14 protein-coding genes are annotated in these 18,196 nt (G+C 70.7%); 8 read left to right on the top strand and 6 right to left on the bottom strand.

All coding sequences use genetic code 11. From position 1 onward, the window contains the following. Positions 1-8 precede the first annotated feature (8 nt). A complete protein-coding gene (locus CP980_RS22015) occupies positions 9-494 on the bottom strand; it encodes a ribose-5-phosphate isomerase (protein ID WP_132755209.1) in 486 nt (161 codons plus the stop codon). Between the two features lie 220 nt (positions 495-714). Here CP980_RS22015 and CP980_RS22010 point away from each other — a divergent pair, with 220 nt between their 5' ends. Further along, the gene (locus CP980_RS22010) at positions 715-2,148 is read left to right on the top strand and encodes an amino acid permease (RefSeq protein ID WP_132755207.1); all 1,434 of its coding nucleotides are present in this window, start codon (positions 715-717) and stop codon (positions 2,146-2,148) included. Positions 2,149-2,248: 100 nt separating this feature from the next. Here CP980_RS22010 and CP980_RS22005 read toward each other — a convergent pair whose 3' ends face one another. Beyond that, positions 2,249-2,830, bottom strand: a complete 582-nt coding sequence (locus CP980_RS22005; RefSeq protein WP_132755205.1) for a biotin transporter BioY — start codon at positions 2,828-2,830, stop codon at positions 2,249-2,251. A gap of 286 nt (positions 2,831-3,116) precedes the next feature. Between CP980_RS22005 and CP980_RS22000 the strand changes: the two genes are divergently transcribed. Continuing rightward, on the top strand, positions 3,117-4,541 hold the full coding sequence (locus CP980_RS22000; protein WP_229907073.1) for an amino acid permease: 1,425 nt from the start codon (positions 3,117-3,119) through the stop codon (positions 4,539-4,541). A 72-nt stretch (positions 4,542-4,613) separates the two neighbouring features. On the opposite strand, the gene CP980_RS21995 is transcribed toward CP980_RS22000, so the two are convergent. Further along, positions 4,614-5,396 carry an SDR family NAD(P)-dependent oxidoreductase gene (locus CP980_RS21995; RefSeq protein ID WP_150528900.1) on the bottom strand — a complete coding sequence of 261 codons (783 nt, stop codon included), beginning with the start codon at positions 5,394-5,396 and terminating at the stop codon, positions 4,614-4,616. A gap of 165 nt (positions 5,397-5,561) precedes the next feature. Between CP980_RS21995 and CP980_RS21990 the strand changes: the two genes are divergently transcribed. Then, a complete protein-coding gene (locus CP980_RS21990) occupies positions 5,562-6,971 on the top strand; it encodes an amino acid permease (protein WP_150528899.1) in 1,410 nt (469 codons plus the stop codon). Positions 6,972-7,131: 160 nt separating this feature from the next. Continuing rightward, entirely contained in the window at positions 7,132-7,788 is a 657-nt protein-coding gene (locus tag CP980_RS21985) for a superoxide dismutase (protein ID WP_099892332.1), read from the top strand. A 139-nt stretch (positions 7,789-7,927) separates the two neighbouring features. Here the strand turns inward: CP980_RS21985 and CP980_RS21980 are convergent, their stop codons facing one another. Next, positions 7,928-8,575, bottom strand: a complete 648-nt coding sequence (locus CP980_RS21980) for a mycothiol-dependent nitroreductase Rv2466c family protein (protein ID WP_132755198.1) — start codon at positions 8,573-8,575, stop codon at positions 7,928-7,930. Positions 8,576-8,700: 125 nt separating this feature from the next. Here CP980_RS21980 and pepN point away from each other — a divergent pair, with 125 nt between their 5' ends. Both pepN and CP980_RS21970 read left to right on the top strand, forming a co-directional pair. Next, entirely contained in the window at positions 8,701-11,337 is a 2,637-nt protein-coding gene (pepN, locus tag CP980_RS21975) for an aminopeptidase N (protein ID WP_150528898.1), read from the top strand. A gap of 169 nt (positions 11,338-11,506) precedes the next feature. Then, positions 11,507-12,466: a hypothetical protein gene (locus CP980_RS21970; protein WP_150528897.1), complete on the top strand. Its 960-nt coding sequence runs from the start codon at positions 11,507-11,509 to the stop codon at positions 12,464-12,466. Here CP980_RS21970 and CP980_RS21965 read toward each other — a convergent pair. Continuing rightward, positions 12,442-13,344, bottom strand: coding sequence for a PNPOx family protein (locus tag CP980_RS21965; protein WP_150528896.1), 903 nt, complete (start codon positions 13,342-13,344; stop codon positions 12,442-12,444). The two genes, CP980_RS21970 and CP980_RS21965, sit on opposite strands and share 25 nt — an antisense overlap. Positions 13,345-13,367: 23 nt before the next feature. Continuing rightward, a complete protein-coding gene (locus CP980_RS21960) occupies positions 13,368-13,826 on the bottom strand; it encodes a VOC family protein (protein WP_180291120.1) in 459 nt (152 codons plus the stop codon). A gap of 134 nt (positions 13,827-13,960) precedes the next feature. Between CP980_RS21960 and CP980_RS21955 the strand changes: the two genes are divergently transcribed. Beyond that, entirely contained in the window at positions 13,961-14,527 is a 567-nt protein-coding gene (locus CP980_RS21955; RefSeq protein WP_150528895.1) for a CGNR zinc finger domain-containing protein, read from the top strand. Positions 14,528-14,801: 274 nt separating this feature from the next. Then, entirely contained in the window at positions 14,802-18,128 is a 3,327-nt protein-coding gene (locus CP980_RS21950; protein WP_150528894.1) for a S8 family serine peptidase, read from the top strand. Positions 18,129-18,196: the final 68 nt, after the last annotated feature.

The following is an 18,196-nucleotide window of genomic DNA, read 5'->3' as shown; positions in this document are numbered from 1 at the left end:
GCGGAGGATCAGCCCTGCGGGTGGTGGGCCGGGATCGGGGGGAGCTCGCCGGTCTTCTCGTACGCGGAGAGCATGTCGATGCGGCGGGTGTGGCGCTCCTCGCCGGAGTACGGAGTCGCCAGGAAGGCCTCGATGAAGGAGACGGCCTCGTCCTGCGTGTGCATGCGGCCGCCGACGGAGATCACGTTGGCGTTGTTGTGCTCACGGCCCAGCTTCGCGGTCTCGACGCTCCAGGCCAGGATGGCGCGGACGCCCTTGACCTTGTTCGCGGCGATCTGCTCGCCGTTGCCGGAGCCGCCGATGACGATGCCGAGGCTGTCGGCGTCCGCTGCGGTCTTCTCCGCGGCGCGCAGGCAGAACGGCGGGTAGTCGTCCACCGCGTCGTAGATGTGGGGCCCGCAGTCGACGGGCTCGTGGCCGTTGTTCTTGAGCCAGTCCACCAGGTGGTTCTTGAGCTCAAAGCCGGCATGGTCGGATCCGAGGTACACGCGCATGGGACGAGTGTGGCACGGGCACCCCCCGCGGACCGCGGCAGGGTGTCGCGTAAGTCACTTCTAAAGCTCAAGTAAACCCAAAGAACGCAGATGGGACACGGCGGGACCCAGGACTTGGACGTTCGTCCCAAAGCAACGATCCGGACTGAGGTCTTCCGTCCTGCGTTCATCTCAGGTTTGAATGCCCGGGCTCGCAACCCGAGAACCTAAGGATCCGTCCATGAGCTCCACGACGACCCTTCAGAAGGCAGGCGACCCGTCCGGTAACTCCGGCGACACGCAGCCCTCCGACGGTCTGAAGGCCGGTCTCAAGAACCGCCACCTGTCCATGATCGCCATTGGCGGCGTCATCGGCGCCGGTCTCTTCGTCGGCTCCGGTGGCGGCATCGCCAAGGCCGGACCCGCCATCCTGATCTCGTACCTCCTCGTCGGCGCGATGGTCGTCTTCGTGATGCGGATGCTGGGCGAGATGGCCGCCGCCAGCCCGAACTCCGGCTCGTTCTCCGCGTACGCCGACCGCGCGCTCGGCCGCTGGGCCGGCTTCTCCATCGGCTGGCTGTACTGGTTCTTCTGGGTCGTCGTGCTCGCCGTGGAGGCGACCGCCGGTGCGAAGATCCTCGAAGGCTGGATCCCGGCCGTCCCGCAGTGGGGCTGGGCCCTGATCGTGATGGCGGTCCTGACGCTCACGAACCTCGGCTCCGTCTCCTCCTACGGCGAGTTCGAGTTCTGGTTCGCCGGCATCAAGGTCGTCGCCATCGGCGCCTTCGTCATCGTCGGCATGCTCGCCGTCTTCGGCGTGCTGCCGGGCTCGGACAACCCGGGCGCGGGCTTCGCCCACCTCACCGACGCCGGCGGGTTCATGCCCAACGGCTGGGGTTCCATCCTCACCGGTGTGCTGATGGTCGTCTTCTCCTTCATGGGCAGCGAGATCGTCACCCTGGCGGCCGGCGAGTCCGAGGACCCGCGCCGCGCGGTCACCAAGGCCACCAACTCGGTGATCTGGCGCATCGGCGTCTTCTACCTGGGCTCGATCTTCATCGTCCTCACCCTGCTGCCGTGGAACGACAAGTCGATCGTCGACAAGGGCTCCTACGTCGCCGCCCTGGACTCCATCGGCATCGCGCACGCCGGCCAGATCATGAACGTGATCGTCCTGACCGCCGTGCTGTCCTGCCTGAACTCGGGCATGTACACGGCTTCCCGCATGGCGTTCTCGCTGGGCGAGCGCGGTGACGCGCCCAAGGTCTTCGCCAAGGTCAACAAGAGGGGCGTGCCCACGGCCGCGATCCTGGGCTCGGTGGTCTTCGGCTTCGCCGCCGTCTACTTCAACTACACCTCCCCGGACACGGTCTTCAGCTTCCTGCTGAACTCCTCGGGTGCGATCGCGCTCTTCGTGTGGCTGGTCATCTGCCTGACCCAGCTGCGCATGCGCAAGATCCTGGTGCGCGAGGCCCCGGACAAGCTGACGGTCAAGATGTGGCTCTTCCCGTACCTGACCTGGGCCACCGCCGCGATGATCACCTTCGTCCTGGGCTACATGGTCTACGACAAGGACAACCGCGAGACGGTCACGCTGTCGCTGCTGGTCGCCGCCGTCGTGCTGGTCATCGGCGTGGTGCGCGACGTGCGCCGCAAGGCCGCCGAGCGCGTCTGATCCGCCGCCCTACGACGCAGCCCCGGACCACCACGCGTGGTCCGGGGCTGCGTCGTACGGGCTGCCTGTACGAGCTGCGTCGTACGGAGGGCGAGGGCCGCTACTTGCGGCCGGCCAGCTTCCAGGCGGCGGGCAGCAGGCCCATCGCCAGCGCCGCCTTGAGCGCGTCGCCGATCAGGAACGGGGTCAGGCCCGCCGCGACGGCCGCGCCGAAGGACATCCCGGTGGACAGCGCCAGGTACGGCACGCCCACGGCGTAGATCAGGGCCGAGCCCAGCGCCATGGTGCCCGCCGTACGGAGGACCGAGCGGTCGGCGCCGCGGCGGGCCAGCGCCCCCACGACGGTGGCGGCGAGGAGCATGCCGAGCACGTAGCCGAACGAGGCGCCGCCCGCGCCGGAGGTGCCGCCCGCGAACCACGGCACGCCCGCCATACCGGCGAGCGCGTACAGGGCGAGGGAGAGGAAGCCGCGGCGGGCGCCGAACGCGGTGCCGACGAGCAGGGCCGCGAAGGTCTGACCGGTGACCGGGACCGGGGAGCCGGGAACGGGCACGGAGACCTGCGCGGCGAGGCCGGTGAGCGCGGCTCCGCCGACGACGAGCGCGATGTCGCGGACGCGGCTCGCGGGCAGCAGGTCGGCCAGGACGGCGCCGGGGCGGAAGGAGACGGAAGCAGTGCTCATCGGAGGCTCCGCGGAGTGAGGGTGACGGGACGATCACCGACGCTAGTGCGCGGCCGGGCGCCGCCCCACCTCCGGCCGGGACAAAGCCCTGCTCACCGCTTTGGTGGGGAGTGCACAAAGAGGCCGGATCACACCCCGGGGGGAGTGATCCGCGTCACGAGCCAGATTCAGACAACACGTCCGTTTTGCGCGGATGGGCGCCGTCCGGCGAGACTGTAGGGTCCCGCCAATCCGACTGCGGAGCCCCCACCGCCGCTGCCGAGCACGAGAGTACGAGCATCCACTCATGCGCGACCGCTTGCCCACCAGTCCCCCAGCAGGCCGGCCCGGATCCCAGCCTCCCACCGGGCCCGAGTTCCCGGCGGAACCCCTCAGCCACAGCCTCAAGCAGCGCCACCTGACCATGCTGGGCCTCGGCGGCGTGATCGGCGCCGGGCTCTTCGTCGGCTCCGGCGCCGGCATCGGCATCGCCGGCCCGGCGATCATCTGCTCGTACCTGCTCGCGGGCGCCCTCGCCATGCTGGTGATGCGCGCGCTCGGCGAGATGTCGGCGGCGATGCCCGCCTCCGGCTCCTTCTCCGTGTACGCGGAGCGGGCGCTGGGGCGCTGGGCCGGGTTCTCGGCGGGCTGGCTCTACTGGTTCCTGCTGGTCGTGGTGCTGGCGGTGGAGGCCACCGGTGCGGCGAAGATCGCGAACGGCTGGCTGCCCTCGGTCGACCAGTGGGTCTGGGTGCTGGTCTTCATGGTGGTCTTCACGGTGAGCAACCTGGCCGCCGTGAAGAACTTCGGCGAGTTCGAGTTCTGGTTCGCGGCCCTGAAGGTCGGCGCGATCGTCCTCTTCCTGATCCTCGGCACGCTCGCGATCTTCGGCCTGCTGCCGGACACGGACCCCATCGGCATGGCCAACCTCACCGGCCAGGGCGGATTCTTCCCCGAGGGCTTCGGCGGGGTGGTCGCCGGCATGCTCGCCGTCATCTTCGCCTTCGGCGGCCTGGAGGTCGTCACCATCGCGGCCGCCGAGTCCGACGACCCGGCCAAGTCCGTGGCCCGCGCGGTGCGCAGCGCCGTGTGGCGCATCCTCTTCTTCTACGTCGGCTCGATGATCGTCATCGTGACCCTGCTGCCGTGGGACTCGCTGGAGCCGGGGCAGAGCCCGTACGTCGCCGTCCTGGACTCCATCGGCATCCCGGCGGCCGGCCAGATCATGAACATCGTGGTGTTCGTGGCGCTGCTCTCGGCGCTCAACGCCAACCTGTACGGCTCCTCGCGCATGGTGTTCTCGCTGGCCGAGCGCGGCGAGGCGCCCAAGGCGCTGCTGAAGGTGTCCGGCGGCGGGGTGCCGCGGCGGGCCGTGTTCGCCTCGGTGGCCTTCGGCTTCGTCTCGGTGGTGCTGAACCTGCTGTGGCCGGACACGGTCTTCCTCTACATGCTCAACGCGGTCGGCGCGGTGCTGCTGTTCGTGTGGGCGCTGATCGCCGTCTCGGAGCTGAAGCTGCGGCGGATGCTGGAGCGGGACATGCCGGAGCGCCTCACCCTGCGGATGTGGTGCTTCCCGTACCTGACGTGGGCGGCGCTGCTCGGCATGGCGGCGGTGCTGGTGCTGATGCTGTTCGACGACTCGGCGCGGCCGCAGTTGCTGTGGTCCTCGGGTGCGGCCGCGGCCGTCCTCGTGGTGGCGTGGGTACGCGAGATCAGGGCCCGGCGCGCCTGATCCCGCGGCGGTGGCGAAGGAGCGGGCCCCCGCGCCGGAAGGCGGCGGGGGCCCGCCCGGCGTTCGGGGCCGTCAGGTCCGCAGGTAGGAGGCGCCGTTGACGTCGAGGACGGTGCCCGAGCTCCAGGCCGCCGCCGGCGAGGCGAGGTGGAGGACCGCGGCGGCGACCTCCTCGGGGGTGCCGACCCGGCCGAAGGGGCTCTGGGCGCGGATGCGCATCCCCTCCTCCCCTTCGAGCCGGCCGGCGACCCGTTCGGTGGCCACGAAGCCGGGTGCGACGGCCGCGACCGCGATGCCGTGCGGGGCCAGGGAGACGGCGAGGGACTGGCCGAGGGCGTGCAGGGCCGCCTTGGTGGCGCCGTACGCCGGGTGGTCGGGCTCACCGCGGAAGGCTCCGCGCGAGCCGATGTTGACGACGCGGCCCGCGCGGCCGCCGTCGATCATGCGGCGGGCGACGCAGTGCACGAGGTTGGCGGCGCCGAACAGGTTGACCGCGGCGGTCTGCTGCCAGGCCGCCTGCCAATCGGCGTACGAGGTGGTGGGCAGCGGGTGCGCGACCATGACGGCGGCGTTGTTGACCAGCACGTCCACACCGCCCAGCGCCTCCTCGGCCGCAGCGGCCAGGTCCGCCACCTGCGCGGGGTCGGCGAGGTCGCCGGTGAGCAGGACGTGGCCCTCCCCGGGCAGCTCTGCGAGGGTCCGCTCGGCGTCCGCCCGGCGGGCGGTGCAGTGCACGGCGACCCGGTCGCCCTGACGGGCGAAGGCGGTGGCGACGGCCCGCCCGATGCCGCGGGAGGCCCCGGTGACCAGTACGCCCCGGCCCGTCGCCGCCAATTCCCTTATGACGTGGTCCATTCGGCCCCCTGCCGCGTCTTGGTGTCGTGTCGCGAGCGTACGGGGGTGATCACCGAAGGTCATCCCGTTGTCCGAATAGCGGACGCCTGACGTCCGATGATCGGACAAGGGCGAGACTGGGGCACTTCCTCCCGTCCACCCGCACACCGGACAGGCCACACCTTCATGAGCCAGACATCCACCGCACCCCGCACCCAGGAGGCACCCTCCTCGGCCGACGGCGGATCCCCCCTCGGCAACGGCCTCAAGCAGCGCCACCTTTCGATGATCGCCCTCGGCGGGGTCATCGGCGCCGGCCTCTTCGTCGGCTCCGGCGCCGGCGTCGCCGCCGCGGGTCCCTCGATCGTGATCGCGTACGCCGCATCCGGTCTGCTCGTGATGTTCGTGATGCGGATGCTCGGCGAGATGTCCGCCGCCAACCCCGCCTCCGGCTCCTTCTCCGTCCACGCGGACCGCGCGATCGGCCCCTGGGCCGGGTTCACCGCCGGCTGGATGTTCTGGACCCTGCTGTGCGTGGGCGTGGCGATCGAGGCGATCGGCGCGGCGCACATCATGACCGGCTGGTTCCCGGGCACCCCGTCCTGGATGTGGGTGCTGGCCTTCATGGCGCTGTTCTGCGGCACCAACCTGGCCGCCGTCTCCAACTTCGGCGAGTTCGAGTTCTGGTTCGCCGCCCTCAAGATCGGTGCGATCGCGCTCTTCCTGGGCCTGGGCGTACTGGCCGTCCTGGGCCTGCTGCCGGGCACCTCCTCCCCCGGCGCCGCCAACCTGCTGCACGACGGCGGGTTCCTGCCCAACGGCATGGACGGCCTGCTGGTCGGACTGCTCGCCTCGGTCGTCGCGTACGGCGGCCTGGAGACGGTGACCATCGCGGCGGCCGAGTCGCAGGACCCGGTCAGGGGCGTGGCCCGAGCCGTGAAGACCACCATGTGGCGGATCGCGATCGTGTACGTCGGCTCCATGCTGGTCATCGTCACGCTGCTGCCGTGGAACGATCCGGCGGTGACCGAGCAGGGCCCGTACGCGGCCGCCCTGAACCACCTCGGGATCCCGGCCGCCGGCGAGATCATGAACGTGGTCATCCTGATCGCCCTGCTGTCGGCGATGAACGCCAACATCTACGGCTCCTCGCGCATGGCCTACTCGCTCGTCTCGCGCGGCCAGGGCCCGAAGGCGCTGGGCAAGGTCAGCGGCCGGGTGCCGCGCCGCGCGGTGCTCGCCTCCTGCGGGTTCGGCTTCGTCACCGTGCTGCTGTCCTACTGGTACCCGGACACCCTGTTCGCCTGGCTGCTGAACATGGTCGGCGGGGTCATCCTCGTCGTCTGGGGCTTCATCGCCGTCTCGCAGTTCGTGCTGCGGCGCCGGCTGGAGCGGGAGGCCCCGGACAAGCTGGTCGTGAAGATGTGGGGCTTCCCGTACCTGACCTGGGTGGCGCTGGCCGGTGTGGCCGGGGTGCTGGTCCTGATGGTGCTCGACCAGGACACCCGGGTCCAGGTGGCGTTCACCGCAGGCCTGACCGTCGCCCTCGCGGTGACCGGGTACGTGATGCAGCGGCGGGCGGCGGCCACCCGCTGACACGCCCCCGAACCCAGGTGGGCCCCGTGCGTGCGCACGGGGCCCACCGGCGTTTTACAGAGGTGACCCTTACGTGATCACCGGAATAGATACTGCTAGCGTGCAGTTGCGCATTGATTGCAATAAGCAGTTGGCACGCTGAGGGGACCGGATAACACGTATGGCCATCTACACGCTTCCTGAGCTTCCGTACGACTACGCGGCGCTGGAGCCGGTGATCAACCCGCAGATCATCGAGCTGCACCACGACAAGCACCACGCGGCTTACGTCACCGGCGCGAACAACACGCTGGAGCAGCTGGCGGAGGCCCGGGACAAGGAGAACTGGGGTGCGCTGAACGGCCTGGAGAAGAACCTGGCCTTCCACCTCTCCGGTCACATCCTGCACAGCATCTACTGGCACAACATGGCCAGCCCGAAGACCGGCGAGGGCGGCGGCGAGCCCACCGCGGCCGACGGGCTCGGCGACCTGGCCGACGCGATCACCGAGTCCTTCGGCTCGTTCGCGAAGTTCAAGAAGCAGCTGACCTTCGCGTCCTCCGCGACGCAGGGCTCCGGCTGGGGCGTGCTCGCGTACGAGCCCGTCAGCGGCCGCCTGGTCGTCGAGCAGGTCTACGACCACCAGGGCAACGTGGGCGTGGCCAGCACCCCGATCCTGGTCTTCGACGCCTGGGAGCACGCCTTCTACCTTCAGTACAAGAACCAGAAGGTGGACTTCATCGAGGCCATGTGGAACGTCGTCAACTGGCAGGACGTGGCCAGGCGCTACACCGACGCCAAGGCGAACACCCCGCTGCTGATCCCCGCCAAGGGCTGATCACGGCCCCACCGAGCCCGTCCGACTCGTGATCGTCTTCTCAACCTTCGCGTGCGGGCGTGTCCAACGGAAGACCCCCGCAAGGACGTGACTTGCGGGGGTCTTCTGTGTGCGTCGGCGCATCGGCCTACCGGCGGGCCTACTCGAAGGACGGGCCCTTGGTGCGGGTCCGCTTGATCTCGTAGAAGCCGGGGGTGGAGGCGACCAGCAGGGTGCCGTCCCACAGCCGGGCGGCGGACTCGCCGCGCGGGGTCGGGGTGACGACCGGGCCGAAGAAGGCCACCTCGTCGCCCTCGGCGCCGGGGACGGAGATCACCGGGGTGCCGACCTCCTGGCCGACGCGCTCGATGCCGTCGTTGTGGGAGTCGCGCAGCACCTGGTCGTACTCGTCGGAGTCGGCGTAGGCGAGCAGCTCGGCCGGCAGGCCGACCTCTTCCAGCGCCTCGGCGATGACCTCGCGGGTCGCGCCCTTGTCCTCGTTGTGGATCCGGGTGCCGAGCGCGGTGTAGAGCTTGCCGGTGATCTCCTCACCGTGCTTCTGCTGGGCCGCGACGACCACGCGGACCGGCGCCCAGCCCTTGGGGCCGAGCAGCTCGCGGTAGCGCTCGGGCAGCTCGTCGAGCTTGTTCTCGTTCAGGACGGCGAGGCTCATCACGTGCCAGCGCACCTCGACGTCGCGGACCTTCTCGACCTCCAGCATCCAGCGGGACGTCATCCAGGCCCAGGGGCAGAGCGGGTCGAACCAGAAGTCGACCGGGGTCTTCTCGCGCACCTGGGTGTCGGCCATGTCTCTCCTCGAATCGCTGTGTGCATCACTGGTCGTGTTCCCCCTCGCCAACCAGGCCGGGCCCCGGCGCATTCCCCCGTGCGAGGATTCCGTCAGGTATCGCGATCACGCACGAAGGAGTGCACGTGCCCGGAGAGAATCTGTCCCGTGACGAGGCCCGCGAGCGGGCCGAGCTGCTGTCCGTCGACGGGTACGAGGTGGTCCTCGACCTGAGGTCCGCCGTGGACGAGGCCGAACCGGCAGAGGGCCCCCGGACCTTCCGCTCGGTGACCACGATCCGCTTCCGGGCCGCCGCCCCCGGTTCGGCCACCTTCGCGGACCTCGTCGCCCCGTCGGTGAACTCCGTCACCCTCAACGGGCAGGAGCTGGACCCGGCCGCCGTCTTCGACGGGGCGCGGATCGCCCTGGCCGGTCTGGCCTCCGAGAACGTCCTGGTGGTGGACGCGAACTGCGCGTACAGCCGGACGGGCGAGGGCATGCACCGCTTCGTCGACCCGGAGGACGGCGAGGTCTACCTCTACACGCAGTACGAGCCGGCCGACGCCCGCCGCGTGTACGCGAACTTCGAGCAGCCCGACCTGAAGGCCCCGTACCGCTTCGAGGTGACCGCGCCGGAGGGCTGGCACGTCTGGAGCAACGGGGCCGAGGAGTCCCGCAGCAAGGCTGAGCGCGAAGCGCTTCCTCAGAAGGGTGGTGGTGGGCGACGGGAGGGCCAGACCTGGCGCTTCGCCGAGACCGCGCCGATCTCCACGTACATCACCTGCGTGGTGGCGGGCCCGTACCACTACGTGACGGACACCTACACCCGCGGGGACCTGACGATCCCGCTGGGCGCGATGTGCCGCAAGGGGCTGGCCAAGCACTTCGACGCGGACGACGTCTTCCTGGTCACCAAGCAGGGCTTCGACTTCTTCCATGAGCACTTCGACTACCCGTACCCGTTCGGGAAGTACGACCAGGCCTTCGTGCCCGAGTACAACCTGGGCGCGATGGAGAACCCGGGGATGGTGACCTTCCGCGAGGAGTACATCTTCCGCGGCAAGGTGACGCGGGCGGCGTACGAGCGGCGCTGCAACACGATCCTGCACGAGATGGCCCACATGTGGTTCGGCGACCTCGTCACCATGAAGTGGTGGGACGACCTGTGGCTGAAGGAGTCCTTCGCGGACTTCATGGGCTCCTTCTCGCAGGTGGAGGCGACCCGCTTCGACCAGGCGTGGGTGACGTTCGCCAACAACCGCAAGGCGTGGGCGTACCGGGCCGACCAGCTCCCCTCCACCCACCCGATCACGGCCGACATCCGTGACCTGGAGGACGCGAAGCTCAACTTCGACGGCATCACGTACGCCAAGGGCGCCGCGGTGCTCAAGCAGCTCGTCGCGTACGTGGGGCGGGACGCCTTCCTGGAGGGCGCACGGCGCTACTTCAAGGCCAACGCGTACGGGAACACCACGCTCGACGACCTGCTGTCGGTGCTCGGCGAGGTCTCCGGGCGGGACATGGCCGAGTGGTCGCGGGCCTGGCTGCAGACGGCCGGCGTGAACGTGCTGACGCCGGTGGTGACGTACGACGCGGGCGGCCGGGTGACCGAGCTGACCGTGGTCCAGGAGAGCGAGGCCCTGCCCGGTCAGCCGACTCCGTCGGCGGGGCGCCCGCACCGGGTCGCGGTCGGCCTGTACCGGCTGGAGGACGCCGCGCTGGTCCGCTACGCGCGGGCCGAGGCGGACGTGGCCGGGGCCTCGACGGTCGTGGCCGAGCTGGCCGGGCAGGAGCGGCCCGATCTGGTGCTGGTCAACGACGACGACCTCACGTACTGCAAGATGCGCTTCGACGAGGGCTCGCTGGCGACGCTGCGCGAGCGGCTCGGGAGCGTGGTGGACCCGCTGGCGCGGGCGCTGTGCTGGTCGGCGCTGTGGAACCTGACGCGCGACGGGCTGATGCCGGCGCGCGACTTCATCTCGATGGTGCTGGCCCACGCCGGCCGCGAGAGCGACGTCGGCGTGCTCCAGATGCTGCACTCGCAGGCACTGGCCGCGGTCACGCACTACGCCGCGGCCGACTGGCGCGAGCAGGGCGGCCGGGCCCTGTCGGCGGTCGCGCTGCAGGAGCTGCGGATGTCCGAGCCGGGCTCGGAGCACCAGCTGACCTGGGCCCGCTTCTTCGCGGCGGGCGCGGCGACGGAGGGCGACTTCCAGCTGCTGCTGGGCCTGCTGGACGGTTCGGCGCGGATCGACGGGCTGGAGGTGGACCAGGAGCTGCGGTGGGACTTCCTGCTGCCGCTGGCCGCGCACGGAGCGGTGGACGAGGCCGTGCTGGCGGCCGAACTGGCGCGCGACGACACGGCGTCGGGCAAGCGTCACCAGGTGCGCTGCCTGGCGGCGCGGCCCTCCGCAGCGGTCAAGGACCAGGCATGGGCGGCGGTCGTCGAGTCGGACGCGCTGTCGAACGCACTGGTGGAGGCGACGATCGCGGGGATGCAGCAGCCTTCGCAGCGGGCCCTGCTGGCGCCGTACGCGGGACGCTACTTCGAGGTGATCGAGCGGATCTGGGCGGACCGGTCGATCCAGATCGCCATGCACGTGGTGAAGGGGATGTATCCCTCGCTGGAGGACTCGGAGTCGACGCTGGCCGCCACCGACGCCTGGCTCTCCGCGCACGCCGACGCCGCTCCGGCGCTGCGCCGTCTGGTGCTGGAGGCCCGTGACGACCTGGCCCGGGCGCTGCGCGCGCAGGCCTGCGACGCGGCCGCCGCGGCCGTGTAGCCACCTGCCGGCGGGGCCGGACCCCCTGTGGGCGGTCCGGCCCCGCCGGCGGATGCGAACGACGCTATCGGCATTCGAACGGCCGTACTTTAGTGCGGTCTTGTCCGGATTTGTCGACGGGCGTGTAACAGGGGTTAGCGGGGCCGGTGCGGGCGGGAATCTCCGCCGCATGAACCACAACGCGCCCCTCCCCCTCGCCCACCTCACCGGCAGCAGCCCCCGCGTGATGAGCCTCACCCAGCTCCGCGAGCACGGCGTCAGCGCCTCCGAGGCCGCCGAGCGGCCCTGGCAGGAGATCCTGCCCGGAATCTTCCTCCTCCACCCCGGCGCCGCGACCAGCGAGGAGCGCCTGCACGCCGCCCTGCTGTACGCCGGCCGCCGCGGCGGCGAGGCCATGATCACCGGGCTCGCGGCCCTCGCGCTGTACCGGTTCGCCTCCGCCCCCGCGCTGCTCGCCCTGACGCAGATCGACGTGCTGGTGCCCCACACCCGCCGGCTCCGCTCGGTCGACGCCGTCCGGATCGTACGGACGCACACCCCGCCGCGTCCGCAGCAGGTGACCGGGCTGCCCGTGGCCCCGGTGGCCCGGGCGCTGGCCGACGCGGTCGGCCGGCTCTCCGACGCGGGCACCGTACGCCGCCTGCTCAGCGAGGCGGTGCGCAGCGGGCACTGCGAACCCGCCGCCGTGGTACGGGAGCTGACGGTGGCCCGGCTGCTGAACCGGCCCCACGTCGTGGACGCCGTCGAGTCCCTGCTCGCGGAGGGCCGGGCCATCGCCGAGGACCGGCTGTACCAGCTCGTACGGGGCTACGAGCTCCCCGAGCCGGTGTGGAACGTGGACCTGCGGCTGCCCGGCGGCCCGCACCTCGGCGGGGTCGACGCATACTGGCCCGACCAGGCCGTCGCCGTCGAGATCGACACCCGCGCACCCCGGCAGGGCGAGGACGAGCAGTTCTCGGAGGCCGTCCGCAAGCGGGAGACGCTGGAGCGGCTCGGCGTGACCGTCGTGTACATCACCCCGCGCAAGCTGCGCGACTGGCCCGAGCAGCAGGCCGCGGTGGTCCGGACCGCACTGACGGCCTCCGCCGACCGCGAGCCCGCCGCCTACCTGGTCGTACTCCCGCGGTGAGGCGGCAGCGCCGGATTGGCCGGCGAGTACTCCGGGGCGCTCCAGCGCAGCCGCCCGGGGTGCAGGCCCTCCACCACAGACTCGACGCGGAAGCGGATGCTCCGGCTGCCATCGGGCCCGTACTCGGTCCGGGCGCTGCCGCTGAGCTGGAGTACCGCTCCGCTCTCCCAGTCCGGGAAGAGCAGCCCGGCCCGCGGATCGGTGGCCAGGTTGCCCAGGGTCAGGAACATCGCGTTGCCCGGGTAGTCCGGCCAGGACAGCTCGACCGGCGAGAGCACCTCGACGAAGCCCGGCATCCCTCCGCGGTGGCTGGCGTCGGCACGGTCCCCGGCGGTGGTGGCGATGAAGAAGGTGTCGGCGGCGCGGACGGCCCGCTCCTGGTCGGGGGTGAGCGCGCCCCCGCGCCGCACGACACCGGGCCCTTCCGCGACCAGCTCCAGCGGCTGCCGCTTCTGGAGGTACTTGGGGCAGTTGGCGAAGACCTGCGCGGCCTCGACGGCGAACCCGCCGGCCGTCACCTCCAAGGTCCCGTTCAGCCGCATCCGGCGCCGGGTGCGCGGGTCGAGGGAGAGGGTGCCGACCCGGGTGCCCGGCGTGGCCAGCGCCCCGTCGAGGGGATCCCCGGCCGGCAGTCCGCCGCGGACCGCCATCCGGTGCGGCCCGGTGGCCCGTACGAATCCGGGCGTGCCGGTGAGCAGCGAGGCCCACAGCGCGCCCGCCCCGTCGGCGGCGCCGACGACGAGGTGCGGCTGCAGGGCGAGGAAGGCCGCGGCGACGTCCTTGATCCCCGTGCCGATCGAACGGCCGACGTGATCGGCCAGCTCGCGCACGCCGACGCGTTCCTGCACGGCCAGCGAGCCCTGGTGGTACCGCTCCATGATGCCGCCTCCTGCCTGAGCGCCTAGAAGAACCCGCAGGTCGGAGCCCCCGACGTGGGGGCGGGTGCCTCTTCGGCGCCGGCCGGCGCCGAGATCTCCAGGCGGGTGCCGTCGGGGTCGTGGAAGAAGATCCCGCCGGAGGCCCTGCCCTCTCCATGGGCGACGACCCCCTCGTACGCGAAATCCACGCCCAGCCCGCGCAGCCGCTCCTCGTACGCGCGGACCTCGCCGATGGTGGCCGCGGAGAGCGCCAGGTGGTGCAGTCCGGCCGCGGCCGGGGCGTACGCGGCGCCGGCCTGCTGCCAGAGCGTGAGGACGAGCTCACCGTCCTGCCCGAGGAAGGCGAAGCGGCGGCCCTCCTCCTTGCCCTCGCCGAGCAGTTCGAACCCGAGGGCTCCTTCATAGAAGGCGAGCGAGCGGGTGAGGTCGGTGACGTTCAGGCCCACGTGCCCGGTGCGCAGCTTGCTGATGACAGCCGTCACGGCTGCCCCCTTCCATCGGTTCGGCGATGCAGATCGATCTAACCTTCTAAATCGACCTTATGGGTTAGATCGAGAAGCGTCAACCGGTCACGTAACCTTGAGGGGTTAGCAGGCGGGCGCAAAGGAGCTGCGAGATGGCTACAGAGGCGGCGGACCCCCGGCCCCTGACGGGCGAACCGGTCTCCCTGGACCTGCTGAACACGCGCTGGATGCGTGAGGGTGTGCTCACCGACCTCTTCGCCGGCGCCTTCGGGCTGACCCGGGTCGAGGGGCTCGCGATCTGGCTGCGCAGCACCGGCCTGGCCGACCGTTTCCGCGCCGACGCCGCCACCCTCGTCCACCTGCTGACCGCCCGCGAGGCGCTCGCCCGTGCGGTCGCGGACCCGGCGGACGAGAGTGCGCGCGCGCTGATCGACGCCGTCCTGGAGCACGGACGGGTCCGGGTGACCTTGACCGCCGAAGGCCCGGGCGAACGCGCCGAGTTCGAGGACCCGACCTGGGGTCCGGCCTGGACGGCCGCCCGCGACTACCTGGACCTGCTGGGTTCGGCACCCGAGCGGATCCGCACCTGCGCTTCCGAGTCGTGCGTGCTGCACTTCCACGACACCTCGCGCAACGGCACCCGGCGTTGGTGCTCCATGTCCGTGTGCGGAAACCGGGCGAAGGCCTCGCGGCACTACGCGCGCACGCGCGTGCGCTGACGGCCCGGAAGTTGTCACACCCGACCTGAGACGGGACTTCGGACCCTCCTCGCAAAGAGGTCGGGAAGTCGACAAAGCAACTCTTCAGACCCTGTGATTCGTACGAGTACGCCCCGGTACGGCCTCGATGGCGCATGACGTGATCTGGCGAGAGTCCGCCATGTCAGGTCTCGGTCAATGACAAGCCTCCCCAAAGAGCGGTCGATTGCGCAAAGCTGACCGGTCATCCGGCACCGAAATCCGGACCGTATCTTTCACTTATCCAGGGATGCTGATGACCCTCGAATCCCCCAGCTCCATATCCGGGGCCAGACGCGTCGCGCGCGTCGCGGCCGCGGCCGGCCTGGTCGCCGCACTGGCGACCGCGGGCGCGATGCCCGCGTTCGCGGCGACCGGCCCCGCCGGCACCCCGGGCACGACCCCGGCCGTCAAGTCCGCCGACGAGAAGATCGGCTCGGCCGACGCCGAACTGCTCCAGGCGGCCAAGGCCAAGGGCGACGCGACCGTCACCGTCATGGTGGCCACCGCTCCCGGCCAGACCAAGCAGGTCGCCGACCAGCTCGGTGCGGTCCAGGGCGCCTCGGTCGGCCAGACGAACGACAAGCTCGGCTACGTGCGCGCCACGCTGCCGACCGCCAAGGCCGAGGCCGCCCTGAAGGCGGCCGCGAAGCTGTCCTCGGTGCACGCCCTGGACCTCAAGCACGAGATCCAGCTCTCGGACCCGCGTCCCGACGCGGGCAAGGACGCGGGGGCGGCGAGGAAGACCGCCTCCGAGACCTACCCGGGGCCGGACAAGAACACCCCCGCGAAGAACCCGTACAACCCGTCCTTCGAGACGGGCGCGGTGGACTTCGTCGCCAAGAACCCGCAGGCCGACGGCCGCGGCGTGACCATCGGCATCCTGGACTCGGGCGTCGACCTCGGCCACCCGGCGCTCCAGAAGACCACCACCGGCGAGCGCAAGATCGTCGACTGGGTCACCGCGACCGACCCGATCACGGACAACGACGCCACCTGGCGCGCCCAGATCACCCCGGTCACGGCCACGGGCGGCACCTTCAGCGCCGGCGGTCAGAGCTGGAAGGCCCCGGAGGGCTCGTACCAGTGGAGCCGGTTCAGCGAGTCGATCACCGCCACCGGTGACGCGAAGGGCGACGTCAACCGCGACGGTGACACCACCGACCGGTTCGGCATGCTCTACGACGCCGCCGCCGGCACCGTCCGCGTCGACACCGACCAGGACGGCGACTTCACGAACAACGAGCCGATGAAGCCGTACAAGGACGGCTACCAGATCGGCTACTTCGGCACGGACAACCCGGCGACCGACGTCGCCGAGCGCATCCCGTTCGTGATCCAGATCCGCAAGGACGTCCCGATGGACCCGCTGGGCGGGGACTGGGTCGGCAAGAAGGCCGACTTCGTCAACATCGGCATCATCGAGTCCGAGCACGGCACGCACGTCGCCGGCATCACCGCCGCCAACAGCCTCTTCGGCGGCAAGATGAACGGCGAGGCGCCCGGCGCGAAGATCGTCTCCTCGCGCGCCTGCTCCTGGTCGGGCGGCTGCACCAACGTCGCGCTGACCGAGGGCATGATCGACCTCGTCGTCAACCGCGGCGTGGACATCGTCAACATGTCCATCGGCGGTCTGCCGGCGCTGAACGACGGCAACAACGCCCGCGCCGAGCTCTACAAGAACCTCATCGACACCTACGGTGTCCAGCTCGTCATCTCGGCGGGCAACGAGGGTCCCGGCGTCAACACCATCGGCGACCCCGGTCTCGCGGACAAGGTCATCTCCGTGGGTGCCGCGGTCTCCAAGGAGACCTGGGCCGCGAACTACGGCTCCGGCGTGACCAAGAAGTACGACATGTTCCCGTTCTCCTCGCGCGGTCCGCGTGAGGATGGCGGCTTCACGCCGACCATCACCGCCCCCGGCGCGGCCATCAACACCACCCAGACCTGGCTGCCCGGCTCCCCGGTGAAGGAGGCCGGCTACAACCTGCCGGCCGGTTACTCGATGCTGCAGGGCACCTCGATGTCCTCGCCGCAGGCGACGGGCGCCAGCGCCCTGCTGCTCTCGGCCGCCAAGCAGCAGCACCTGACGGTCACCCCGGCGAGCCTTCGCGTGGCGCTCACCAGCACCGCGAAGAAGATCGCCGACGTCCCGGCGCACGCCCAGGGCTCGGGCCTGATCAACATCGTCGACGCGTGGGAGTCCCTCCAGCGCGGCGCCAAGGCCAACGAGTTCACCGTCAAGGCCCCGGTCGACACCGCGATCGACCAGTTCCTGAAGACCCCGGGCTTCGGCACCGGCCTCTACGACCGCGAGGGCGGCCTCAAGGTCGGCCAGAAGAAGGTCTACGACGTCGTCGTCACCCGCACCACGGGCGTCAAGTACGGCACCCGCCACGACCTGACCTGGCGCAACAACGACGGCACGTTCAAGGTCGTCGGCGGCTACGACTACGTCACGCTGCCGCTGAACAAGCCGGTCACCATCAAGGTCGAGGCCAACCCGAAGTCGGCCGGCGTCCACAGCGGCATCCTGCAGCTGGACGACGAGACCACCGAGGGCATCGACAAGCAGATCCTGACCACGGTCGTCGCCTCCACCCCGCTGGCGCAGCCGTCGTTCACGATGTCCGACACCTCCTCGGTCCAGCGCAACAGCCACAAGTCGTACTTCGTGACCGTTCCGCAGGGCGCGAAGTCCCTTGAGGTCGCCCTCGGCGGCCTGAACCCGGGCAGCCAGACGCGCTTCATCTCGATCCACCCGTACGGCGTGGGCGTCGAGGACAGCGCGACGACGCAGTGCTACCCGAACTACGACAACCCGGCCAACCAGTGCCGCCCCGACCTGCGTTCGTACGCGAACCCGCAGCCGGGCGTCTGGGAGATCGAGGTCGAGTCGCGCCGTACGTCGCCGCTGCTCGACAACCCGTTCAAGCTGGACGTCTCCGTGCTCGGCGCGGCCTTCGACCCGGCGGTCAAGGTCCTGCCCGAGGTGAAGCAGGGCACCCCGGCCCCGGTCCAGTGGACCATCAAGAACGAGGCCGCCGCCATCTCCGGCGGCAAGCTCCAGGGCGGCCCGCTCGGCTCCGCGAAGGTCGCCAAGCCGACCATCGCGAACGGCGAGACCCAGACCAGCACCGTCACCATCGGTGAGGGCGTCTCCCGCCTGGACGTGGCCATCGGCGGTGTCTCCGACACCGGTGCCGACCTCGACCTCACCGTCCTCAAGGACGGCGTGAAGGTCGGCTCCTCCGCCGACGGCGACTCCGAGGAGGCCGTGACCCTGCTCAACCCGGCCGCCGGTACCTACACCATCCAGGTGGACGGCTACGCCGTTCCGGCCGGCACCACCACGTTCAACTACCGCGACGTGTACTTCTCGTCCGCCCTGGGCTCCGTCCAGGTCGACGAGGGCGCCGCGGTGAACCTCGCCAACGGCGCCTCGGCGACCGTCACGGCGAACGTCCTCGCCGCCGCTCCGGCCCCCGAGGGCCGTCAGTTCTTCGGCGAGGTCAAGCTGCTCAACGCCCGCGGCACCGCCGCCGGCACCGGCAGCGTCCAGATCGAGAAGGTCACCCCGTAGCGGATGACCGGCTGATCGCATGACGGAGGGGCGGGCGCCCGCATCGGGCGCCCGCCCCTTCGCCGTTC

Source organism: Streptomyces vinaceus, assembly GCF_008704935.1.
Taxonomy (GTDB): domain Bacteria; phylum Actinomycetota; class Actinomycetes; order Streptomycetales; family Streptomycetaceae; genus Streptomyces; species Streptomyces vinaceus.
The sequence above is the reverse complement of the archived record's forward strand: the minus strand, read 5'-3'. Positions and strand labels throughout refer to the sequence as shown.